Annotated in this window: 19 protein-coding genes; 16 read left to right on the forward strand and 3 right to left on the reverse strand. The window is 63.2% G+C overall.

All coding sequences use genetic code 11. From position 1 onward, the window contains the following. Window positions 1-2: 2 nt before the first annotated feature. The 3 genes from CHB75_RS02460 to uxaC form a co-directional block, all read right to left on the reverse strand. Entirely contained in the window at window positions 3-515 is a 513-nt protein-coding gene (locus CHB75_RS02460; protein WP_089268917.1) for a TRAP transporter small permease, read from the reverse strand. A 72-nt stretch (window positions 516-587) separates the two neighbouring features. After that, window positions 588-1,571 (reverse strand): TRAP transporter substrate-binding protein, encoded by a 984-nt coding sequence (locus tag CHB75_RS02465; RefSeq protein WP_089268918.1) that lies wholly within the window; start codon window positions 1,569-1,571, stop codon window positions 588-590. A gap of 28 nt (window positions 1,572-1,599) precedes the next feature. Continuing rightward, on the reverse strand, window positions 1,600-3,009 hold the full coding sequence (gene uxaC / locus CHB75_RS02470) for a glucuronate isomerase (protein WP_089268919.1): 1,410 nt from the start codon (window positions 3,007-3,009) through the stop codon (window positions 1,600-1,602). A 111-nt stretch (window positions 3,010-3,120) separates the two neighbouring features. On the opposite strand from uxaC, the gene CHB75_RS02475 reads away from it, so the two are divergent. The 16 genes from CHB75_RS02475 to CHB75_RS02550 all read left to right on the forward strand — a co-directional run bounded on the left by CHB75_RS02475 (window position 3,121) and on the right by CHB75_RS02550 (window position 16,633). After that, window positions 3,121-3,819: a GntR family transcriptional regulator gene (locus tag CHB75_RS02475; RefSeq protein WP_089268920.1), complete on the forward strand. Its 699-nt coding sequence runs from the start codon at window positions 3,121-3,123 to the stop codon at window positions 3,817-3,819. Between the two features lie 4 nt (window positions 3,820-3,823). Beyond that, window positions 3,824-4,741: a sugar kinase gene (locus tag CHB75_RS02480; RefSeq protein ID WP_089268921.1), complete on the forward strand. Its 918-nt coding sequence runs from the start codon at window positions 3,824-3,826 to the stop codon at window positions 4,739-4,741. 259 nt (window positions 4,742-5,000) lie between these two features. Then, a complete protein-coding gene (gene phnC / locus CHB75_RS02485) occupies window positions 5,001-5,834 on the forward strand; it encodes a phosphonate ABC transporter ATP-binding protein (protein WP_089268990.1) in 834 nt (277 codons plus the stop codon). A gap of 60 nt (window positions 5,835-5,894) precedes the next feature. Next, window positions 5,895-6,806, forward strand: coding sequence for a phosphonate ABC transporter substrate-binding protein (phnD, locus tag CHB75_RS02490; RefSeq protein WP_089268922.1), 912 nt, complete (start codon window positions 5,895-5,897; stop codon window positions 6,804-6,806). A 50-nt stretch (window positions 6,807-6,856) separates the two neighbouring features. Further along, window positions 6,857-7,729, forward strand: coding sequence for a phosphonate ABC transporter, permease protein PhnE (phnE, locus tag CHB75_RS02495; RefSeq protein ID WP_089268923.1), 873 nt, complete (start codon window positions 6,857-6,859; stop codon window positions 7,727-7,729). Next, window positions 7,726-9,024 carry a phosphonate ABC transporter, permease protein PhnE gene (phnE, locus tag CHB75_RS02500; RefSeq protein WP_089268924.1) on the forward strand — a complete coding sequence of 433 codons (1,299 nt, stop codon included), beginning with the start codon at window positions 7,726-7,728 and terminating at the stop codon, window positions 9,022-9,024. The genes phnE (CHB75_RS02495) and phnE (CHB75_RS02500) overlap by 4 nt, the downstream gene beginning before the upstream one ends. Before the next feature lie 3 nt (window positions 9,025-9,027). Continuing rightward, on the forward strand, window positions 9,028-9,648 hold the full coding sequence (locus CHB75_RS02505) for an LbetaH domain-containing protein (RefSeq protein WP_089268925.1): 621 nt from the start codon (window positions 9,028-9,030) through the stop codon (window positions 9,646-9,648). A 230-nt stretch (window positions 9,649-9,878) separates the two neighbouring features. Next, window positions 9,879-10,313: a phosphonate C-P lyase system protein PhnG gene (gene phnG / locus CHB75_RS02510; RefSeq protein ID WP_089268926.1), complete on the forward strand. Its 435-nt coding sequence runs from the start codon at window positions 9,879-9,881 to the stop codon at window positions 10,311-10,313. Further along, window positions 10,310-10,870: a phosphonate C-P lyase system protein PhnH gene (phnH, locus tag CHB75_RS02515; protein WP_089268927.1), complete on the forward strand. Its 561-nt coding sequence runs from the start codon at window positions 10,310-10,312 to the stop codon at window positions 10,868-10,870. Before phnG ends, phnH begins: the two co-directional genes overlap by 4 nt. Continuing rightward, window positions 10,870-11,952, forward strand: a complete 1,083-nt coding sequence (locus tag CHB75_RS02520) for a carbon-phosphorus lyase complex subunit (protein WP_089268928.1) — start codon at window positions 10,870-10,872, stop codon at window positions 11,950-11,952. Before phnH ends, CHB75_RS02520 begins: the two co-directional genes overlap by 1 nt. Next, the gene (locus CHB75_RS02525) at window positions 11,949-12,527 is read left to right on the forward strand and encodes a histidine phosphatase family protein (RefSeq protein WP_089268929.1); all 579 of its coding nucleotides are present in this window, start codon (window positions 11,949-11,951) and stop codon (window positions 12,525-12,527) included. Before CHB75_RS02520 ends, CHB75_RS02525 begins: the two co-directional genes overlap by 4 nt. Further along, window positions 12,524-13,345 (forward strand): alpha-D-ribose 1-methylphosphonate 5-phosphate C-P-lyase PhnJ, encoded by an 822-nt coding sequence (locus CHB75_RS02530; protein WP_089268930.1) that lies wholly within the window; start codon window positions 12,524-12,526, stop codon window positions 13,343-13,345. The genes CHB75_RS02525 and CHB75_RS02530 overlap by 4 nt, the downstream gene beginning before the upstream one ends. Next, the gene (gene phnK / locus CHB75_RS02535) at window positions 13,342-14,127 is read left to right on the forward strand and encodes a phosphonate C-P lyase system protein PhnK (protein ID WP_089268931.1); all 786 of its coding nucleotides are present in this window, start codon (window positions 13,342-13,344) and stop codon (window positions 14,125-14,127) included. Before CHB75_RS02530 ends, phnK begins: the two co-directional genes overlap by 4 nt. Window positions 14,128-14,182: 55 nt before the next feature. Next, window positions 14,183-14,869: a phosphonate C-P lyase system protein PhnL gene (gene phnL / locus CHB75_RS02540; protein WP_089268932.1), complete on the forward strand. Its 687-nt coding sequence runs from the start codon at window positions 14,183-14,185 to the stop codon at window positions 14,867-14,869. Beyond that, on the forward strand, window positions 14,866-15,408 hold the full coding sequence (gene phnN / locus CHB75_RS02545; protein ID WP_089268933.1) for a phosphonate metabolism protein/1,5-bisphosphokinase (PRPP-forming) PhnN: 543 nt from the start codon (window positions 14,866-14,868) through the stop codon (window positions 15,406-15,408). The genes phnL and phnN overlap by 4 nt, the downstream gene beginning before the upstream one ends. 79 nt (window positions 15,409-15,487) lie before the next feature. Then, window positions 15,488-16,633 (forward strand): alpha-D-ribose 1-methylphosphonate 5-triphosphate diphosphatase, encoded by a 1,146-nt coding sequence (locus CHB75_RS02550; RefSeq protein WP_089268934.1) that lies wholly within the window; start codon window positions 15,488-15,490, stop codon window positions 16,631-16,633. Window positions 16,634-16,679: the final 46 nt, after the last annotated feature.

The following is a 16,679-nucleotide window of genomic DNA, read 5'->3' on the forward strand; positions in this document are numbered from 1 at the left end:
GGTCAGATCTCCAACTCTGCGTCGTCGCCAAAGCGGGCGGTCTGTAGTCCGGCGGCGCGGCGTGCCACGCGTTCAAGCGAGAACAGCACGACAAGAATGCCGCCACCGACGATGGGAATGAAATCATAGGCACCCGAGATGCCCAGCGACGGCACCATGTTGCCCGCGGTCTTTGCGGCCAGTTCGCTGCCGAACCAGACCATGCCGACGCCAAAGCCCGCGACCACCAGATCGGAAACCGTATGGAGCACCAGCTTGGCCTTTTGGGGCAGCACATGCAGCAGGATGTCAAAGGACAGGTGATACCCTTCGCGGATGCCCACAGCGGCGCCCAGAAAGATGAACCAGCCCATGATCATGACCGAGGCAGGCTCGCTCCAGACCAGAGAAGAATTGAGGATATACCGGAAAAAGACCTGTGCCGCGATGATCACCGTCATCAAGACAAGGCCGATACCGGCCATCCAAAGGGCAAACCGGGCCAGAAGGCCGGTCGCCAGCGCGACTTTTTGCATGGTGTCCGCTCTTGCAAAGGGGAAAGGCACGGCCTGCGCGGGGGGGCGCAGGCCGCTGGGAGGGATCAAACGTTATTCAGTTGCCTGAATGCGCTCGACCATGCTCTTGAGCTTGTCGTCGGTCACGTACTTCTCATAAACCGGCGCCATCGCTTCGATGAACGGGGTCTTGTCGATGTCGGTCACGATCTCGACTCCCGCGGCGCGGATCTTGTCCTCGGACAGCTTTTCCTGGGCTTCCCACAGGCCGCGCATGACCGGAACGGAATCCTTGGCGGCCTGTTTGACCAGTGCCTGATCTTCCGGGGTCAGCTTGTCCCAGGAAATCTTGGACATCACCAGAACTTCGGGCACGATCAGGTGCTGATCGAGCGTGTAGTACTTGGCAACTTCGAAGTGACCCGAGGTGTCATAGGACGGCCAGTTGTTTTCGGCACCGTCGATGACGCCGGTCTGGATGCTGGAATACACCTCGCCATAGGGCATCGGGGTGGCGTTGGCGCCAAGGGCCGAAACCATGTCGACGAACATGTCCGACTGCATGACGCGGAACTTCATGCCCGCCATGTCGGCCATCGAATTGATCGGATGTTCAGAGTTGTAGAAGCTGCGCGAACCGCCGTCGTAGAACGCCAGACCGACCAGATCGGCACCCGCAAAGGCATCAAGGATTTCCTGACCGATCGGGCCGTCCATCACGTGGTGCATATGTTCGACCGAGCGGAAGATATAGGGCAGGGACGGGACCTGCGTTTCCGTGACGATGTTGTTGAACGGCCCGAGCGAGACGCGGTTGAGGTCAATCACCCCGAACTGCGTCTGTTCGATGGTGTCCTTTTCTTCGCCCAGCTGGGCCGAGGCAAAGATTTCGACGCAGATACGGCCGTCAGTTTCGGCCTTCAGCGCGTCGCCCATCGACTTGACCGCCAGAACGGTGGGATAGGTGTCCGGGTGCGTGTCGGACGATTTCAGCGTCACTTCGCACTCGGCCCATGCGGCGCCGGTCAGGGCAGCGCTGGTCAGCAGTGCACCGACAAGAGTCTTGGTAAATTTCATTTTGGGTCTCCTCCCTAAGATGGCTCTGTCAGAGCCGGTAGGCCTGTTTTACAAGCCGGTATGTGAGGTCTTGTGCAACCTCATATGCCTCGTCCTCGTTCAGTCGCCCCGTGGCGACCAGCGTGGCGAGGTATGCGCAATCCACGCGCCGGGCGACGTCGTGCCGGGCGGGAATGGAACAGAAGGCGCGGGTGTCGTCGTTGAACCCGACGGTGTTGTAGAAACCTGCCGTTTCGGTCACGTTTTCACGGAACCGCTTCATCCCTTCGGCCGAGTCAAAGAACCACCAGGGAGGGCCAAGTTTCAGCGCCGGATAGACGCCCGCCAGCGGGGCGAGTTCGCGGCTTTGCGTGGTTTCATCCAGCATGAAGACGATGATCGACAGTTGAGGTTCCGTGCCAAAAGCGTCCAGCAATGGTTTGAGATTGCCAACAAAATCCGTGCGGCCGGGGATATCGAACCCCTTGTCGCGGCCGAATTTGTCAAAGATGCCGGGATTGTGGTTGCGCCGTGATCCCGCGTGGATCTGAAGGACAAGACCGTCTTCCATGCTCATCCGTGCCATCTCGGTCAGCATCTGACCGCGGAAGGCATCGGCGTCCTCGGGCGTGGCAGTGCCGCCCTTGACCCTGTGGAACAGGGCCGTAGCGTCGGCGGTGGACAGGTTTTCGGTCCGCGCCGTGGGGTGGCCATGATCCGAGGCCGTTGCGCCATATTCCTTGAAATAGGCGCGGCGGATGCGGTGTGCCTCAAGATACCCTGCCCAGGTCATCGTGTCGGTGCCGGTCAATGCGCCAAATGTGGCCAGATTGGCGGTGAAATCGGGGAATTCGGGGTCGACCACTGAATCCGGACGGTAGGTTGTGACAACCTTGCCACCGGTCCAGCCCGAGGTGCCGATCATCTTGTGCCACTTCAGATCGTCCAGCGCGCTTTCGGTCGTCGCGATCAGCTCGATGTTGAACGACTCGAACAGGGCGCGGGGGCGGAATTCGGGTTTTGCCAGACAGTCGCTGATGTGGTCATAGATAGCGTCGGCCGTTGCAGGCGTGAATTCCTGTTCAATCCCAAAGACTTCGGCAAAGGCATGATCGACCCACATCCGCGATGGGGTGCCGCGCAGCAGATAGTAATTTTCCGCAAACAGTTTCCAGATCTTGCGACCGTCCAGTTCGGTCGGGCCCCCATCGGCGCGCGGCACACCAAGGGATTCGAGCGGAACACCCTGCGAAAACAGCATCCGGAACACATAGTGGTCGGGCGTGACGAACAGCTGGGCGGGATCGGGGAAGGCTTCGTTTTCGGCGTACCAGCGCGGGTCTGTATGGCCATGCGGGCTGATGATCGGCAGGTCCTTGATCGATTGATGCAGCGCGCGCGCAAGACCGCGTGTGCTGTCGTCAATGGGAAACAATCTGTCGGGATGTAGTTTTGGCAACGAACTGCTCGCTTTTAGATCAGGTGGAGGTGGTTTAGGCTATCACCACCTAGTATTCTGGAATACTAATATGCTAGATTATCTGTATCGTCAATCTAAAGGAGCCCTGTCGTGACCGAAATAGCTGCTCTCGGGCCCCTCGAACCTTTGGCGCGGGCCTCTGTTACCGATCAGGTGTTCGACGCCCTGCACGGGCAGGTTCTGTCGCTTGCGCTGCCCCCGGGGACCAAGCTTTCTGAATCGGATGTGGCCAAGCAGTTGGGCGTGTCGCGCCAGCCGGTGCGCGATGCCTTTTACCGCCTGTCAAAGCTGGGATTCCTGCTGATCCAGCCGCAAAAGGCGACGACGGTCAGCAAGATTCAGATACAGGACGTGCGCAAGGCGCGGTTCATACGCACGGCCATCGAAGTCGAGGTCATGCGTCTGGCCGCGGCCAACTTTGGCCCCAAGGATTTCAACGCCCTGCAACCCATTCTTGACGCGCAGAAGGCCGCCGTGGCCAAGGGCGACCGGTCCGGGTTCCACCGTCTGGACGACCTGTTCCATCAGGTGCTTTGCGCGCGCACGGGGGTGGATTTCGTCTGGGATGTCATTCGTGAAAGCAAGGCGCATACTGACAGGGTGCGGTTTTTGTCGCTCGCCTCCGGCTCTCAGCAGGCCTATGCCGATCACATCGCCATTGTCGCCGCGCTGAAATCAGGCAGCACCGACGGGGCCGTTCAGGCCATGCGCGCCCATCTGGGCACGATCGAATGCATCATCGAACAGTTGAGAGAGACCAACCACAGCTGGTTTCAGGACGAGGAATAAGGATATGCGTCTGGTCTTTATCGGCGAATGCATGGTCGAAATCGCCCCCGACGGAGCCGCCTTTCGTAAGGGTTTTGCCGGGGATACCTTCAACATGGCGTGGTATGCGCGCCAGTTATGCCCGCAGGAATGGGGCGTCGATTTTGTCTCGGCCATCGGCGCAGACGCCATTTCGGATGAGCTGGCGGCGTTCATGGACACGGCAGGGGTTGGCACGGCGCATGTGCAACGGCACGCGGACCGGACCGTGGGGCTGTACATGATCAGCCTCAAGGACGGTGAGCGCAGCTTTTCCTATTGGCGCAGCCAGAGCGCGGCGCGACGGGTCGCCGATGATCCCACATTGCTGGATGCGGCCTTTGACGGGGCCGATGTGGTCTGTCTGTCGGGCATCACGATTGCCGTTCTCGAAGGTGCGGGGCGTGACAACCTTGCCGCTGCGCTGGAGCGATTCCGGGCGGGAGGTGGGCGTGTGGCCTTTGACCCCAATATCCGCCCCCGCCTGTGGGAAAGCGTGGACAGTATGCGCAGCGAAGTGATGCGTTTTGCGGCGCTCAGCGACATCGTGCTGGCGTCATTCGATGACGAGGCGACGTATTTCGGCGATGCGACACCGCTGGAGACGCTGCATCGCTATCAGGGTATCGGCGTGGCGCAGATCATCGTGAAGAACGGCCCCGATCCGGTACTGGGCACGCTGAACGGCGAGACCGTGACCTTTGAACCCGAACCCGTGCGCCGAGTCGTCGATTCGACCGCAGCCGGGGACAGTTTCAACGCAGGCTTTCTGGTAAGCGCGCTGTCGGGGGCAGGCATGAGCCAAAGCATCGCCGCCGGTGCCGCCCTGTCCCGAGAGGTCATTCAGCACGCCGGGGCCCTGTCCGATGAGGCAGTTGCGGCGCAAAAGCTGTTCAAGGCCTGACAATCCCCGGCTGCGGGGGCTGCGCGCGCCGGGCTGAAAATGGTCTGCACGCCAGCGCACAGAGTGGGCAGGCGTGTCGTCCATCCGTGGCTTGATTGCGGTTCGGGTCTGCCGTTCGCAGCCGTCGAAGGCCCCCGGAAACGTGCCTTCAGGGAAAGCCCGGCGGTGATCGGGCAGCTTAGCGGAACTGTCATGTAACCGTCGCCAATCTGTCATGTGCCACCCCTAGACAGCGCTCAAACGCATGCCCGGGGGCCCCTTGCTACAGATAGAACAACTCACACGTCAGTTTGGTGCTGCCACCGCCGTGAACCGGGTTTCGGTTCATGTGGCGCAGCCCATGATGATCGGGATCATTGGTGCCTCGGGGGCCGGGAAATCCACGCTCCTGCGCATGATCAACCGGCTCGAAACGCCGACGACCGGCCGCATTGTCTTTGAGGGCCGTGATGTCACCGCGCTCAAGGGGCGTCAGGTGCGTGGCTGGCAGGCTGACTGCGCGATGATCTTTCAGCAGTTCAACCTAGTTCCGCGGCTGGATGTCGTGTCGAACGTGCTGCACGGCACGCTTTACCGCACCGGCACCCTGCGCGCGCTGACCGCGATGTGGCCCGAGGCCGACATCCGCCGCGCGATCGAAATCCTGGCCCGGCTTGGCATTCACGAACAGGCGGCCAAACGGGCCGAGGCGCTGTCGGGCGGCCAGCAGCAGCGTGTCGCCATCGCCCGCGCCCTGATGCAGGACCCCAGGATCATTCTTGCGGATGAACCCATCGCCTCGCTTGATCCGATGAACGCCCAGGTGGTGATGGAGGCGCTGCGCGCGATCCATGACGAAGACGGCCGCACCGTGATCTGCAATCTGCACACGCTGGATACGGCGCGGCGGTACTGCGACCGGGTCATCGGCATGAAACAGGGCCGCGTCGTGTTCGACGGCACCCCCGAACAGCTGACCACCGGTGTCGCGCGCGACATCTACGGTGCCGGTTCGGATTTCTCGGAAGAGGCCACCTCGACCGAGATCCGCGAAATCCCCGTCAAAATACCGGCAGCCACCGCAGCGATCAACGCAGCCAAGGCCGCCATCTGATTTTTCAACGACCCCCGGCACCCCGCTAAGGGGCCGGTCAACACCCCGAGGGAGACACCCATGACCTTCAAGACACTGACACTGGCCACTCTGGCCACCACCGCCCTGACAACTGCCGCCTTTGCGCAGGACATCGAGGGATTCAATATCGGCGTTCTTGGTGGTGAAAACGCCCAGGACCGCATGAGCGCGAACCAGTGCCTGGCCGATTACGCCACCGAAGCGCTGGGCGTTCCGGTCAAGATCTTCACCCCCGCCGATTATAACGGCGTGATCCAGGGCCTGCTGGGCGGAACGCTCGACATGGCATGGCTGGGCGCATCTGGCTACGCCGCCGTCTACCTGCAGGACCCCGAGGCCGTGACCCCGGTTCTGGTCAAGACAAACCTTGACGGTGCTTTCTCGTACCACTCGATCGGTTTTGCCCGCGCCGACAGCGGCATCAAATCGCTTGCCGATCTCAAGGGCAAGAAGTTCGGCTTTGGTGATCCCAACTCGACCTCCGGCTACCTGATCCCCTCTGTCGAGATCCCCCAGCAGACCGGCGCGACCATGGAAAGCGGCGACTACTTTGGTGAGGTCGTGTTCACCGGCGGTCACGAACAGACCATCGTTGCGGTTTCCAATGGCGACGTCGACGGCGGCGTGACCTGGGCCGATGGCCTGGGTAACTGGGAAGACGGTTATAACTCGGGCGCGCTGCGCAAGGCATCCGATGCCGGCATCGTGGACATGAACGATCTGGTCGAAATCTGGCGCTCCAAGCCGATCCCCGAAGGTCCCGTCGTGCTGCGCAAGGCACTGCCCGAGGATGTTCAGGCCAAGATGACCGATCTGGTCGCCAACCTGATCAAGACCGACCCCGAGTGTGCCTATGGCGTCGCCCAAGGCGAAACCGCCGGTTTCACCCCGGTGACCCACGAAGCGTATGAGACGATCATCGCCGTGCGCAAAGCCGAAATCGGCAGCTAAGAAAAAGACTGGGCGCAGGGGGCCAACACCTTCTGCGCCCGAGTTTCATCATGACAGATCTCACAGCATCCTCCGCCCCGCAGCCCTCCGGCGTGACCACGTCCTATCTGGCCGAAGTGCGCCTGCGCCGCCTGTATAGCGGGGCGGGGGTGCTGATTTTCGTTCTGCTGCTCGTCGCTGGTTTCCTAACCGCGAATGACCGCAACGCCGGCGGTTTCCTGAACGGCCTGCCCAATATATTCGACTTTCCCGCCGACGTGATTTCCGAGGCTTGGGAAAAGGCCTATGACCTGCCCGCCTTGCTGTGGAAATACCTGCCTTCGCTGATCGAGACGGTGAACATCGCCGGGGCTGCCACGCTGATTGGCGCCTTGATCGGCGGGTTGCTGTCGCTGCTGGTCACCCGCGGGCTCGCCCCGTCGCGCTGGGCCATCATCCCGATCCGCCGTCTGCTCGATATCTTTCGTGCGGTGCCCGAAATCGTCATCGCACTGATCCTGATTTTCATCCTTGGCGGCGGCCCGGTGCCCGCGATGATCGCCATCGCCGTGCATACCACCGGCGCGCTGGGCAAGCTGTTTTCCGAAGTCGCCGAGAACGCGCCGCACGGTCCGCTTGAAGGGCTGCGATCGGTCGGGGCGGGCTGGACGCAGCGGATGCTGTTCGGCGTCGTGCCGCAGGTCGCGCCCAACTGGCTCAGCTACGCGCTGCTGCGGTTTGAAATCAACATTCGCGCCTCTGCCATCCTTGGCTTTGTCGGGGCAGGGGGCTTGGGCTACGACCTGCGCAACGCGATGTCCTGGGGTCCGGGTAAATTTGATGAGGCGGCGGCGATCTTCATCCTGCTCTTCGTCACCATCGTGACCGTCGATCAGCTTGGCGGGTCCTTGCGCAACCGACTGACCAAAGGGGCCAGAGTATGAGCGATATTACCGCCACATATTTTGACACGTCGCGGGGCATGTCGCGGATGCGGCTCTGGATATTCGGCTTGCCCCTGCTGGTGCTGGTCTATCTGGTCTACATCTTCTTTGCCTTCGACGGCCCCCGCGTCTTTGCCGAGGCGAACGGCGACAACGGCAAGATTCTGATGGCCGACATGGTCAGCTACAAGGTGCACGTGACCCGCGACAACGGTTCGGGCGCGGTCGAAATCGCGGTCGAGGGCGAGCGCAAGGGCCGCTATCCCGAGGGCAGCAGCCCGGACTGGGTGGAAACGGGCGCCGAGACTGTCGTCGATCTGGGCAGCGGCTATCTGGTCACCCTGTCGGGCACCAGCGACATGCGCTTTGACATCCCGAACTATGGCACGGTCATCGCCTCGGCCTCGCGTTCCGGCGGGGTTGAGGCGACATTCCCCGACGGTCCGATTCCCGACTGGATCAACGCCGCACGCAACCGCGTTGCCATCACCACACCCGAGGGGCGCGTGAACATCACCCGTTCGCGGACCGAAGTGTTGCGCTATTTCCCGGGGTGGGAGCTGTTCTTCTTCACCCTCGACAGCAGGTATTACGGCATGGGTCCGGGCGCGCTGGCCGCGGCGGCATTCGGGGGCGAAGCTGGTGCGATCTGGTCGGACGTCTGGAACAATCAGGTCTGGCGTCACAAAGAGGTCATATGGGCGCTGTTCGAAACCGTTCTGATGGCGTTCCTTGGCACCGCAGGGGCCGCGCTGATCGCACTGCCAACGGCGTTTCTTGCGGCGCGCAACTTTGCACCTCTGGGGATCTTCCGGCAGGTAACGCGGCGGATCTATGACTTTTTGCGCGGCGTCGACGGGTTGATCTGGACGGTCGTCTTGTCCCGCGCCTATGGACCCGGCCCCCTCACCGGGGCGCTGGCGATCATGCTGACCGACACCGGCACCTTTGGAAAACTGTTCTCCGAAGCGCTGGAAAACGTCGATGCGAAACAGATCGAAGGCGTCCGTTCCACCGGCGCGGGGGGGCTGGCCCGGGCGCGTTTCGGCGTCTTTCCCCAGCTGGTCCCGGTGCTGCTCAGCCAGATCCTGTACTATCTGGAATCCAACACACGTTCCGCCACGGTGATCGGCGCGATCACCGGCGGTGGGATCGGCCTGCTTTTGACACAGGCGATCATCACCCAGAAAGACTGGGAAGAGGTCACCTATTACATCGTTCTTATTGTGCTGATGGTCTTTGCCATGGATTCCCTGTCAGGCTGGCTGCGGCGCAAGCTCATCAAAGGGAGCTGACAGCTGTCACCCAGATTAAAGCCCGACGCCCCGTTCGTGCATCCCGATTGCGAGATCACAGAGGATTGCACCTTTGGTGCCTATGTCGAAATCGGTCGGGGCAGCCGTGTGGCGCATTCGCATTTCGGCGACTATTCCTATTGTGACCGGCTGGCCGATATCGCCAACGCGCGGATCGGCAAATTCGCCAATATCGCGGCCATGGCCCGGGTCGGCGCGACGGATCATCCGATGGAAAAGGCGTCACTGCATCACTTTCACTATCGTTCCAACGATTATTGGAATGATATAGAGCCCGACCACGACTGGTTTGCGCATCGCCAGTCCCGGGTGGCCCATCTGGGTCACGACACCTGGATCGGTGCCATGGCGATGGTCAAACCCGAGGTGACGATTGGTCATGGTGCTGTGGTCGCGGCCGGCGCTGTGGTCACAAAAGATGTGCCACCCTATTGGATTGTCGCCGGGGTGCCTGCAAAACCTGTCCGGCGCCGGCTGGCCGAAGCGACGGCTGAACGGCTGATGGCGCTGGAATGGTGGGACTGGGATCATGCGACCCTGCGCGCCCGGCTGAGCGATTTCCGCAAGCTGTCGGCCGAAGATTTCCTGGACCGATACGAGTAAGATAACCGCTGGCGCGTCCCTTGCGGGCATCTGTCTGACATTTCCATGATTGTCAGACAGATCGTGCCACGCCCTGAATTCCCCACAACCGTTCGAACGCCATCCCGCAAGCGGGTATGGCGCGGCGTGCCCACCCCCTGAATTCCGGCACTGTCACGGAAGTTTCACTTTCAACATTCCGTCAAGTTGTATAGTTATCTATTAACGGAAACATAGCCAACCGAGGCATCATGACCCGAGCCGAATGGATGGGCCTGCTGGCCCGATCAACACCCGAAGCCCTTGCCGCCCAAGTGGCCGCGCTGGGCGAAATGCAGACCCACAGCTGGCTGCGCGCACCCGAGGCCGGATCGGTCATGGTGCAGGGCCGTACCGGGGGCGTTGGCGCGCCCTTCAATCTGGGCGAGGTGACGGCGACCCGCTGCGCCCTGCGTCTGGCCGATGGCAGCGAAGGACACGCCTTTGTGCAGGGCCGCAGTCGTGAACACGCCACCCAGGCCGCGCTGATCGATGCGCTGATGCAGGGCGACCGGTCTGATGAGGTGCGCGCAAAGGTGCTCGACCCGCTGGCCGCTGAAGAAGCCGCGCGGCGCGACACGATAGCCCGCAAGGCCGAAGCGACGCGGGTGAACTTTGAAACGCTTGTCAGGGGAGAGGACGCATGAGCGCACTGGCCGCAGGCTTTGCAAATCCGCCCGAAGAGTCCGCCCGCGCCTTTCGCGCGGCGATGCAGGCAATGGCATGTCCCGGAACGATCCAGAACATTGCCGGTCCCCAAGTGCCGGGGCTGTCCGCTGCTGCGGCGCTGCTCCTGCTGACCCTGACGGACAGCACCACGCCGGTCCTGCTGACCGGCAATTCCGCCGAGGCGCGGAATTGGCTGACCTTTCACACCGGCGCCCCCGAACCGGCGAATGCGGCTGAAGCCAGCTTTGCCGTCGGCACCTGGGGCGATCTGGGTCCGCTCAAGGCGTATCCAGTGGGAACGCCCGACTATCCCGACCGCTCTGCCACCCTGATCGTCGAAATGTCTGACATTTCCGCAGACGGGCCGTGCCTGACCGGACCGGGCATTGAGACGGAGGTGCGTATGTCGCTGCCGGATGCCGATGCCCTGCGCCTGAATGCAGCGCTCTATCCGCTGGGGGTGGACCTGTTTCTGACCTCGGGGACCCGGCTCGCGGCCTTGCCCAGATCAACCCGTATTGCAGAGGACACCTGATGTACGTTGCAGCCAAAGGCGGGGAAGAGGCGATTGCCGCCGCACACACATGGCTGGCCGAGGCGCGGCGCGGCGACCGGTCGCTGCCCGCCCTGACCACCCAGCAGATTGCCGAACAGCTTGCCCTCGCCGTGGCGCGGGTGATGTCCGAAGGCTCGCTCTATGACACTGACCTTGCTGCCCTTGCGGTGAAACAAGCGCGCGGTGACCTGATCGAGGCGATCTTTCTGATCCGCGCCTACCGCACCACCTTGCCGCGCCTTGGGTCTTCCAGACCGATCGATACCGGCGCGATGATCTGCGAACGCCGCGTGTCCGCCACCTTCAAGGATATTCCCGGCGGGCAGGTGCTGGGACCGACCTTTGACTATACCCACCGGCTGGTGGACTTTGCCCTCGCCGCCGGGGACGAAGCTGCCGCCGCAAAGATCGCCGACACTGCGCCGCAGACCCGCGCCCGCGTGTCCGACCATCTGGGCCGCGAAGGTTTGCTGCGCGATGAACCCCGCAGCGACGACACGCCACCGGACCTGACCCGCACACCGCTGGAGCTGCCAGCCGACCGGCCGCTGCGTTTGCAGGCGCTGGCCCGGGCGGACGAAGGGTTTCTGCTGGGGCTCGCCTATTCCACCCAGCGTGGCTATGGCCGCACCCATGCCTTTGTCGGTGAGTTGCGTATTGGAACGGTCCAGGTCGCGGTGGATATCCCCGAACTGGGCTTTTCCATCGACTTTGCCGAGATCGTCGTGACCGAATGCGAAACCGTGAACCAGTTCACCGGATCGCGCAAAGAACCGCCGCAGTTTACCCGGGGCTATGGCCTTGTCATGGCTCGGAATGAGCGCAAATCGATCTCGATGAGCCTTGTCGATCGCGCCCTGCAATGGCGCGAGTTGGGAGAGGACAATGTCGGAGCCCCGGCGCAGGATGCGGAATTCGTGCTGCTGCACAGCGACAACATTCAGGCGACAGGGTTTCTCGAACATATCAAGCTGCCGCATTACGTCGATTTTCAGGCCGAACTTCAGCTGATCCGACGTCTGCGCCGCGAAGCATTGGCCGAGCAGGAGGCTGCGGAATGAGCGGACGTAGCCTGATATTTCTGACCCATGCGCAGGTCGAAATTGACCCTGACACGCCGGTCACGGATTGGAGGCTGAGCGATCAGGGCCGCCGTCGCCATAGCCGTTTTGCCGACGACCCAACGCTTGCAGGGGTCACTGCGATCTATTCCAGCCGGGAACGCAAGGCGGTCGATGCTGCTGCCATTCACGGCAAGGTCAGTGGTCATATTCCTCGGCGGGTCTGTGCGCTGCATGAAAACGACCGCAGTAGCACAGGATATCTGCCGCCTGACGTCTTCGAGGCAACCGCAGATGCCTTTTTTGCTGAGCCGGACAAAAGCGTGGATGGCTGGGAACGGGCGCGTGATGCACAGATCCGCGTTGTCACCGCCATTCGCACGCTGATCGATCTGGATGAGACATCAGGCGATCTGCTGGTGGTTGCTCATGGTGCAGTGGGCGCGCTTTTGCGTTGCCATCTTCTGGGCCGTGCCATCAGCCGCGACGAAGATCAGCCGCCGGTAGGGGGCGGGTGCCATTTCACAGCCGATGCCGCAGGACTTGCGGCGCCAACCCCGTGGAGCGTCATATGAGCGACTATAACTTTGCCTATCTCGACGAGCCGACCAAAAAGATGATCCGTCGCGCGATCCTCAAAGGGCTTGCCGTGCCGGGATATCAGGTGCCCTTTGCCAGCCGCGAGATGCCGATGCCTTATGGCTGGGGCACCGGTGGCGTGCAGGTGACAGCCGCGTGCCTGACCCCCGAGGATACTCTGAAGGTGATCGATCAGGGCGCGGATGACACCACCAACGCCGTGTCGATCCGGTCGTTCTTTGCCAAGGTTGCGGGCGTGGCGACGACCACCCGCACTGGTGAGGCGAGCGTGATCCAGACCCGCCACCGCATCCCGGAAACGCCGCTGCGTTCCGATCAGATCCTTGTCTATCAGGTGCCGATCCCCGAACCCCTGAGGTTTCTTGAGCCGCGCGAGACAGAGACGCGGCGGATGCATGCGCTAGAGGAATATGGCCTGATGCACATCAAGCTTTACGAGGATATCGCGCGGCACGGGGCGATTGCGACAGCTTATGCCTATCCTGCGCTGGTCAACGGGCGGCATGTGTTTGACCCGTCCCCAATCCCACGCTTCGACAACCCAAGGCTGGAAAGCCCGGCGATCCAGCTTTTCGGGGCGGGCCGCGAACAGCGGATATATGCCCTGCCACCATTCACGCGGGTACAAAGCCTTGATTTCGACGACCATCCGTTTGAGGCATCAAAGGCCGATGGCGCCTGCGCGCTGTGTGGGGCGACACATACCTATCTGGACGAGATCGTGGCCGATGATCAGGGCACGCGCCGGTTCCAGTGTTCGGATACCGATTATTGCATGGAGCGGCGGGCATGAGCATACTGGAACGATCCATTTCGGCAGAAGCTCCGCTGCTGTCGGTCAACGGCCTCACCCGGTTCTACGGCTCGCGGGTCGGATGCCAGAATGTGGCGTTTGATCTCTATCCCGGTGAGGTGATGGGGATCGTCGGAGAGTCAGGTTCAGGCAAATCCACCCTGCTGTCCTGTCTCGCCGGGCATCTTGAAACCGATGCGGGGCAGGTGGTCTATAACGGTCAGGATGTGCTGACGCTGCCGGAACCGGCGCGCCGCCGCCTGATGCGGACCGACTGGGCCTTTGTGCATCAGCACGCCCGCGACGGTTTGCGCATGAACGTCAGCGCCGGCGGCAACGTGGGCGAACGGCTGATGGCCGGCGGCGCGCGGCATTACGGCAATATCCGCAAGACGGCCGAGGACTGGCTGGAAAGGGTCGAGATTGACCCGGGCCGCATCGATGACCGCCCCAGCGCCTTTTCCGGCGGGATGCAGCAGCGGCTCCAGATCGCGCGCGGGCTGGTCACGGGGCCGAAACTGGTGCTGATGGACGAACCGACCGGCGGCTTGGATGTCAGCGTTCAGGCACGCCTGCTGGACCTTTTGCGCGGCCTTGTGCGGCGGATGGGGCTGTCGGTGGTGATCGTGACCCATGACATTGGCGTCGTGCGGCTGCTGGCGGACCGGCTGATGGTGATGCGCCACGGGCAGGTGGTCGAACACGGGCTGACGGACCGGGTGCTGGACGATCCGCAACATGCCTATACGCAGCTTCTGGTGAATTCGGTGCTGCCGACATGACCCGCCGTGTTGTCCCCAGCGCACCCCGCATCTGCTGCTTATCAGGAGGTACCGCATGATCCGCGTCGAAAATCTGAACAAGGATTTCATCCTGCACGCCCAGGGCGGCACAAAGATCCCGGTGCTGCGGGGCGCGATGCTGACCGTCAAGGCTGGCGAATGCGTCGCGCTGACCGGGTCGTCCGGATCCGGCAAATCCACGCTGCTGCGGCTGCTTCAGGGTAATTATGCCCCGGCGGGCGGCGTGATCAATGTGGCGGGGCTGGACCTTGCCACCGCCACCCCGCGCGAGGTGTCCGCCCTGCGGCGCGCCACGCTTGGCTATGTATCGCAGTTCCTGCGTGTGGTGCCCCGTGTGCCCGCGCTGGACGTGGTGGCCGAGCCGCTGCTGAACCTTGGCGTGGACGAAGCAGAAGCACGCGAACGGGCGGCCACGCTTCTGGCGCGGCTCAACCTGCCAGAACGGCTCTGGGGTCTGTCGCCGACCACGTTTTCCGGCGGCGAACAGCAGCGGGTGAACATCGCGCGCGGCTTTGTGCATCCCTATCCGGTGCTGTTGCTGGATGAACCGACTGCTTCGCTTGACCCGGTCAACCGCGCCGTGGTGTTGCAGCTGATCCGCGACGCCAAGGCGCGTGGCGCGGCACTTGTCGGCATCTTTCACGACGCCCCCGCACGGGCCGAGATTGCGGATCGCGAAGTCGATGTGACCATCTTTGCCCCACAGGCAGAACCGGCATGACCGGCCGCCTGATCGCCGTCGTGGGCCCGTCTGGTGTGGGCAAGGACACGCTGATCCGTGCCTTGGTCGCGGCCCGCCCCGAGATATCCGAAGTGCGCCGGTCCATCACCCGGCCTACGGATGCGCATGAGGCCTGCCTGTCGCTGTCCCGGGCTGAATTCGCGCGCCAGCGCGACGCCGGTGGTTTCGCCCTGTCGTGGGAGGCGCACGGCCTGTACTACGGCGTGCCTGCCGATGTACTGACGCGGGTGCAGGCCGGGCAGGACGTGATCGCAAACCTGTCGCGCGCGCTGTTGCCCGCCGCCATGCTGACCTTTCCGCGCGTGTCGATCCTGTCGCTGACCGCCGCGCCCGAAGTGCTGGCCGAACGGCTGGGCGCGCGGGGCCGCGAGGCGGCGGCAGAGATAGCCCGACGCCTTGCGCGCGGCGCCCCGCCGATGCCTGAGGGCGCAGAGGTGATCACCATCGACAACGGCGGCCCGCTTGAGGCATCTGTGGCCACTGCACTGGCTGCATTGACTCGACAGGCGTCGCTTTGACCAATTTGAATCCGCCCGGAACCCTGCCTATGCAGCGCGTAGGCAGGCCAGACGCCCGCACACTGAAAGAATACAGCGCATGACCGACCAGATGATCCTCTCCAACGCCCGCATCGTGCTTGACGACGAAATCGTGACCGGTTCGTTGCTGCTCCGCGACGGGCTGATCGCGGCAATCGACACCGGCGCACAGGTGTCTGCGGGCGCGGTGGACTGTGGCGGCGACCTTGTCACGCCCGGGCTGATCGAGCTGCACACCGACAACCTTGAACGCCACCTCAGCCCGCGCCCCGGCGTCGACTGGCCGCACGAGGCGGCAATCCTTGCCCATGACGGTGAATTGGCGGCCTGCGGTATCACCACCGTTTTCGATGCCCTGCGGGTCGGATCCATCGCATCGCCCACGGGGATGGGATACAAACCCTACGCCCGCGCGCTGGCATCGGAAATCCACGCCCTGCGCGAGGCCGGTCACCTGCGGATCAGCCACCATCTGCACCTGCGCGCCGAGATGTGTTCGCAGACCCTGACGGACGAGCTGGACGCCTTTGGCCCCGAGGACCGTGTCGGACTGCTGAGCCTGATGGATCACACGCCGGGGCAGCGGCAGTTCGTCGATGTGGACAAGTTCCGCCAGTATATTCAGGGCAAATACGGCCTCCCGGATGAAACCTTTGCCGCCTATGTAGCCGAGCTGAAAGACCTGCAGGCGACCCTTGGCCCGCGCCACGAAGCCGCCGCCGTTGCCGCCGCGGCCCGTTTCGGCGCGGCCCTCGCCAGCCACGATGACACCAGCGCCGCACAGGTTGCACAAAGCGCCGCCCATGGCGTCGCGATTGCCGAATTCCCGACGACAGCCGAGGCCGCCCGGGCCTGCCGCGCTGCCGGAATCGCGGTGATGATGGGCGCACCCAATATCATTCGCGGCGGGTCGCATTCGGGCAATGTGGCGGCGGCGTCCCTTGCACAGGACGGGCTGCTGGATGTGCTGAGCTCGGACTACGTGCCGGCGGCGCTGCTGACGGCGGCGCTGCAACTGGCGCGGCTGACCGGCGATCTGCCGCGCGCGCTGGCCACCGTGACCAGCGCCCCGGCGCGGGCCGTGGGCCTGACGGACCGGGGCCGCATCGCCACCGGGTTGCGCGCCGATCTGGTGCGCCTGCGCCGCGTGGGCGAAACTGCGCGCCCGGTGTCGGTCTGGTCGGCAGGGCAGCGGGTGGCCTGAGGGCCGCCCCGGCAGGTCCTGTCTGACCAATGCGCAGGGCTTTCTG

The organism is Puniceibacterium sediminis (assembly GCF_900188035.1).
GTDB lineage: Bacteria > Pseudomonadota > Alphaproteobacteria > Rhodobacterales > Rhodobacteraceae > Puniceibacterium > Puniceibacterium sediminis.

Coding starts and splice junctions, on each gene's coding strand:
- CHB75_RS02460 (WP_089268917.1), bottom strand. CDS start 515: ATGCAAAAAGTCGCGCTGGCGACCGGCCTTCTGGCCCGGTTTGCCCTT.
- CHB75_RS02465 (WP_089268918.1), bottom strand. CDS start 1,571: ATGAAATTTACCAAGACTCTTGTCGGTGCACTGCTGACCAGCGCTGCC.
- CHB75_RS02480 (WP_089268921.1), top strand. CDS start 3,824: ATGCGTCTGGTCTTTATCGGCGAATGCATGGTCGAAATCGCCCCCGAC.
- phnD (WP_089268922.1), top strand. CDS start 5,895: ATGACCTTCAAGACACTGACACTGGCCACTCTGGCCACCACCGCCCTG.
- phnE (WP_089268923.1), top strand. CDS start 6,857: ATGACAGATCTCACAGCATCCTCCGCCCCGCAGCCCTCCGGCGTGACC.
- phnE (WP_089268924.1), top strand. CDS start 7,726: ATGAGCGATATTACCGCCACATATTTTGACACGTCGCGGGGCATGTCG.
- phnG (WP_089268926.1), top strand. CDS start 9,879: ATGACCCGAGCCGAATGGATGGGCCTGCTGGCCCGATCAACACCCGAA.
- phnH (WP_089268927.1), top strand. CDS start 10,310: ATGAGCGCACTGGCCGCAGGCTTTGCAAATCCGCCCGAAGAGTCCGCC.
- CHB75_RS02520 (WP_089268928.1), top strand. CDS start 10,870: ATGTACGTTGCAGCCAAAGGCGGGGAAGAGGCGATTGCCGCCGCACAC.
- CHB75_RS02525 (WP_089268929.1), top strand. CDS start 11,949: ATGAGCGGACGTAGCCTGATATTTCTGACCCATGCGCAGGTCGAAATT.
- CHB75_RS02530 (WP_089268930.1), top strand. CDS start 12,524: ATGAGCGACTATAACTTTGCCTATCTCGACGAGCCGACCAAAAAGATG.
- phnK (WP_089268931.1), top strand. CDS start 13,342: ATGAGCATACTGGAACGATCCATTTCGGCAGAAGCTCCGCTGCTGTCG.
- phnL (WP_089268932.1), top strand. CDS start 14,183: ATGATCCGCGTCGAAAATCTGAACAAGGATTTCATCCTGCACGCCCAG.
- phnN (WP_089268933.1), top strand. CDS start 14,866: ATGACCGGCCGCCTGATCGCCGTCGTGGGCCCGTCTGGTGTGGGCAAG.
- CHB75_RS02550 (WP_089268934.1), top strand. CDS start 15,488: ATGACCGACCAGATGATCCTCTCCAACGCCCGCATCGTGCTTGACGAC.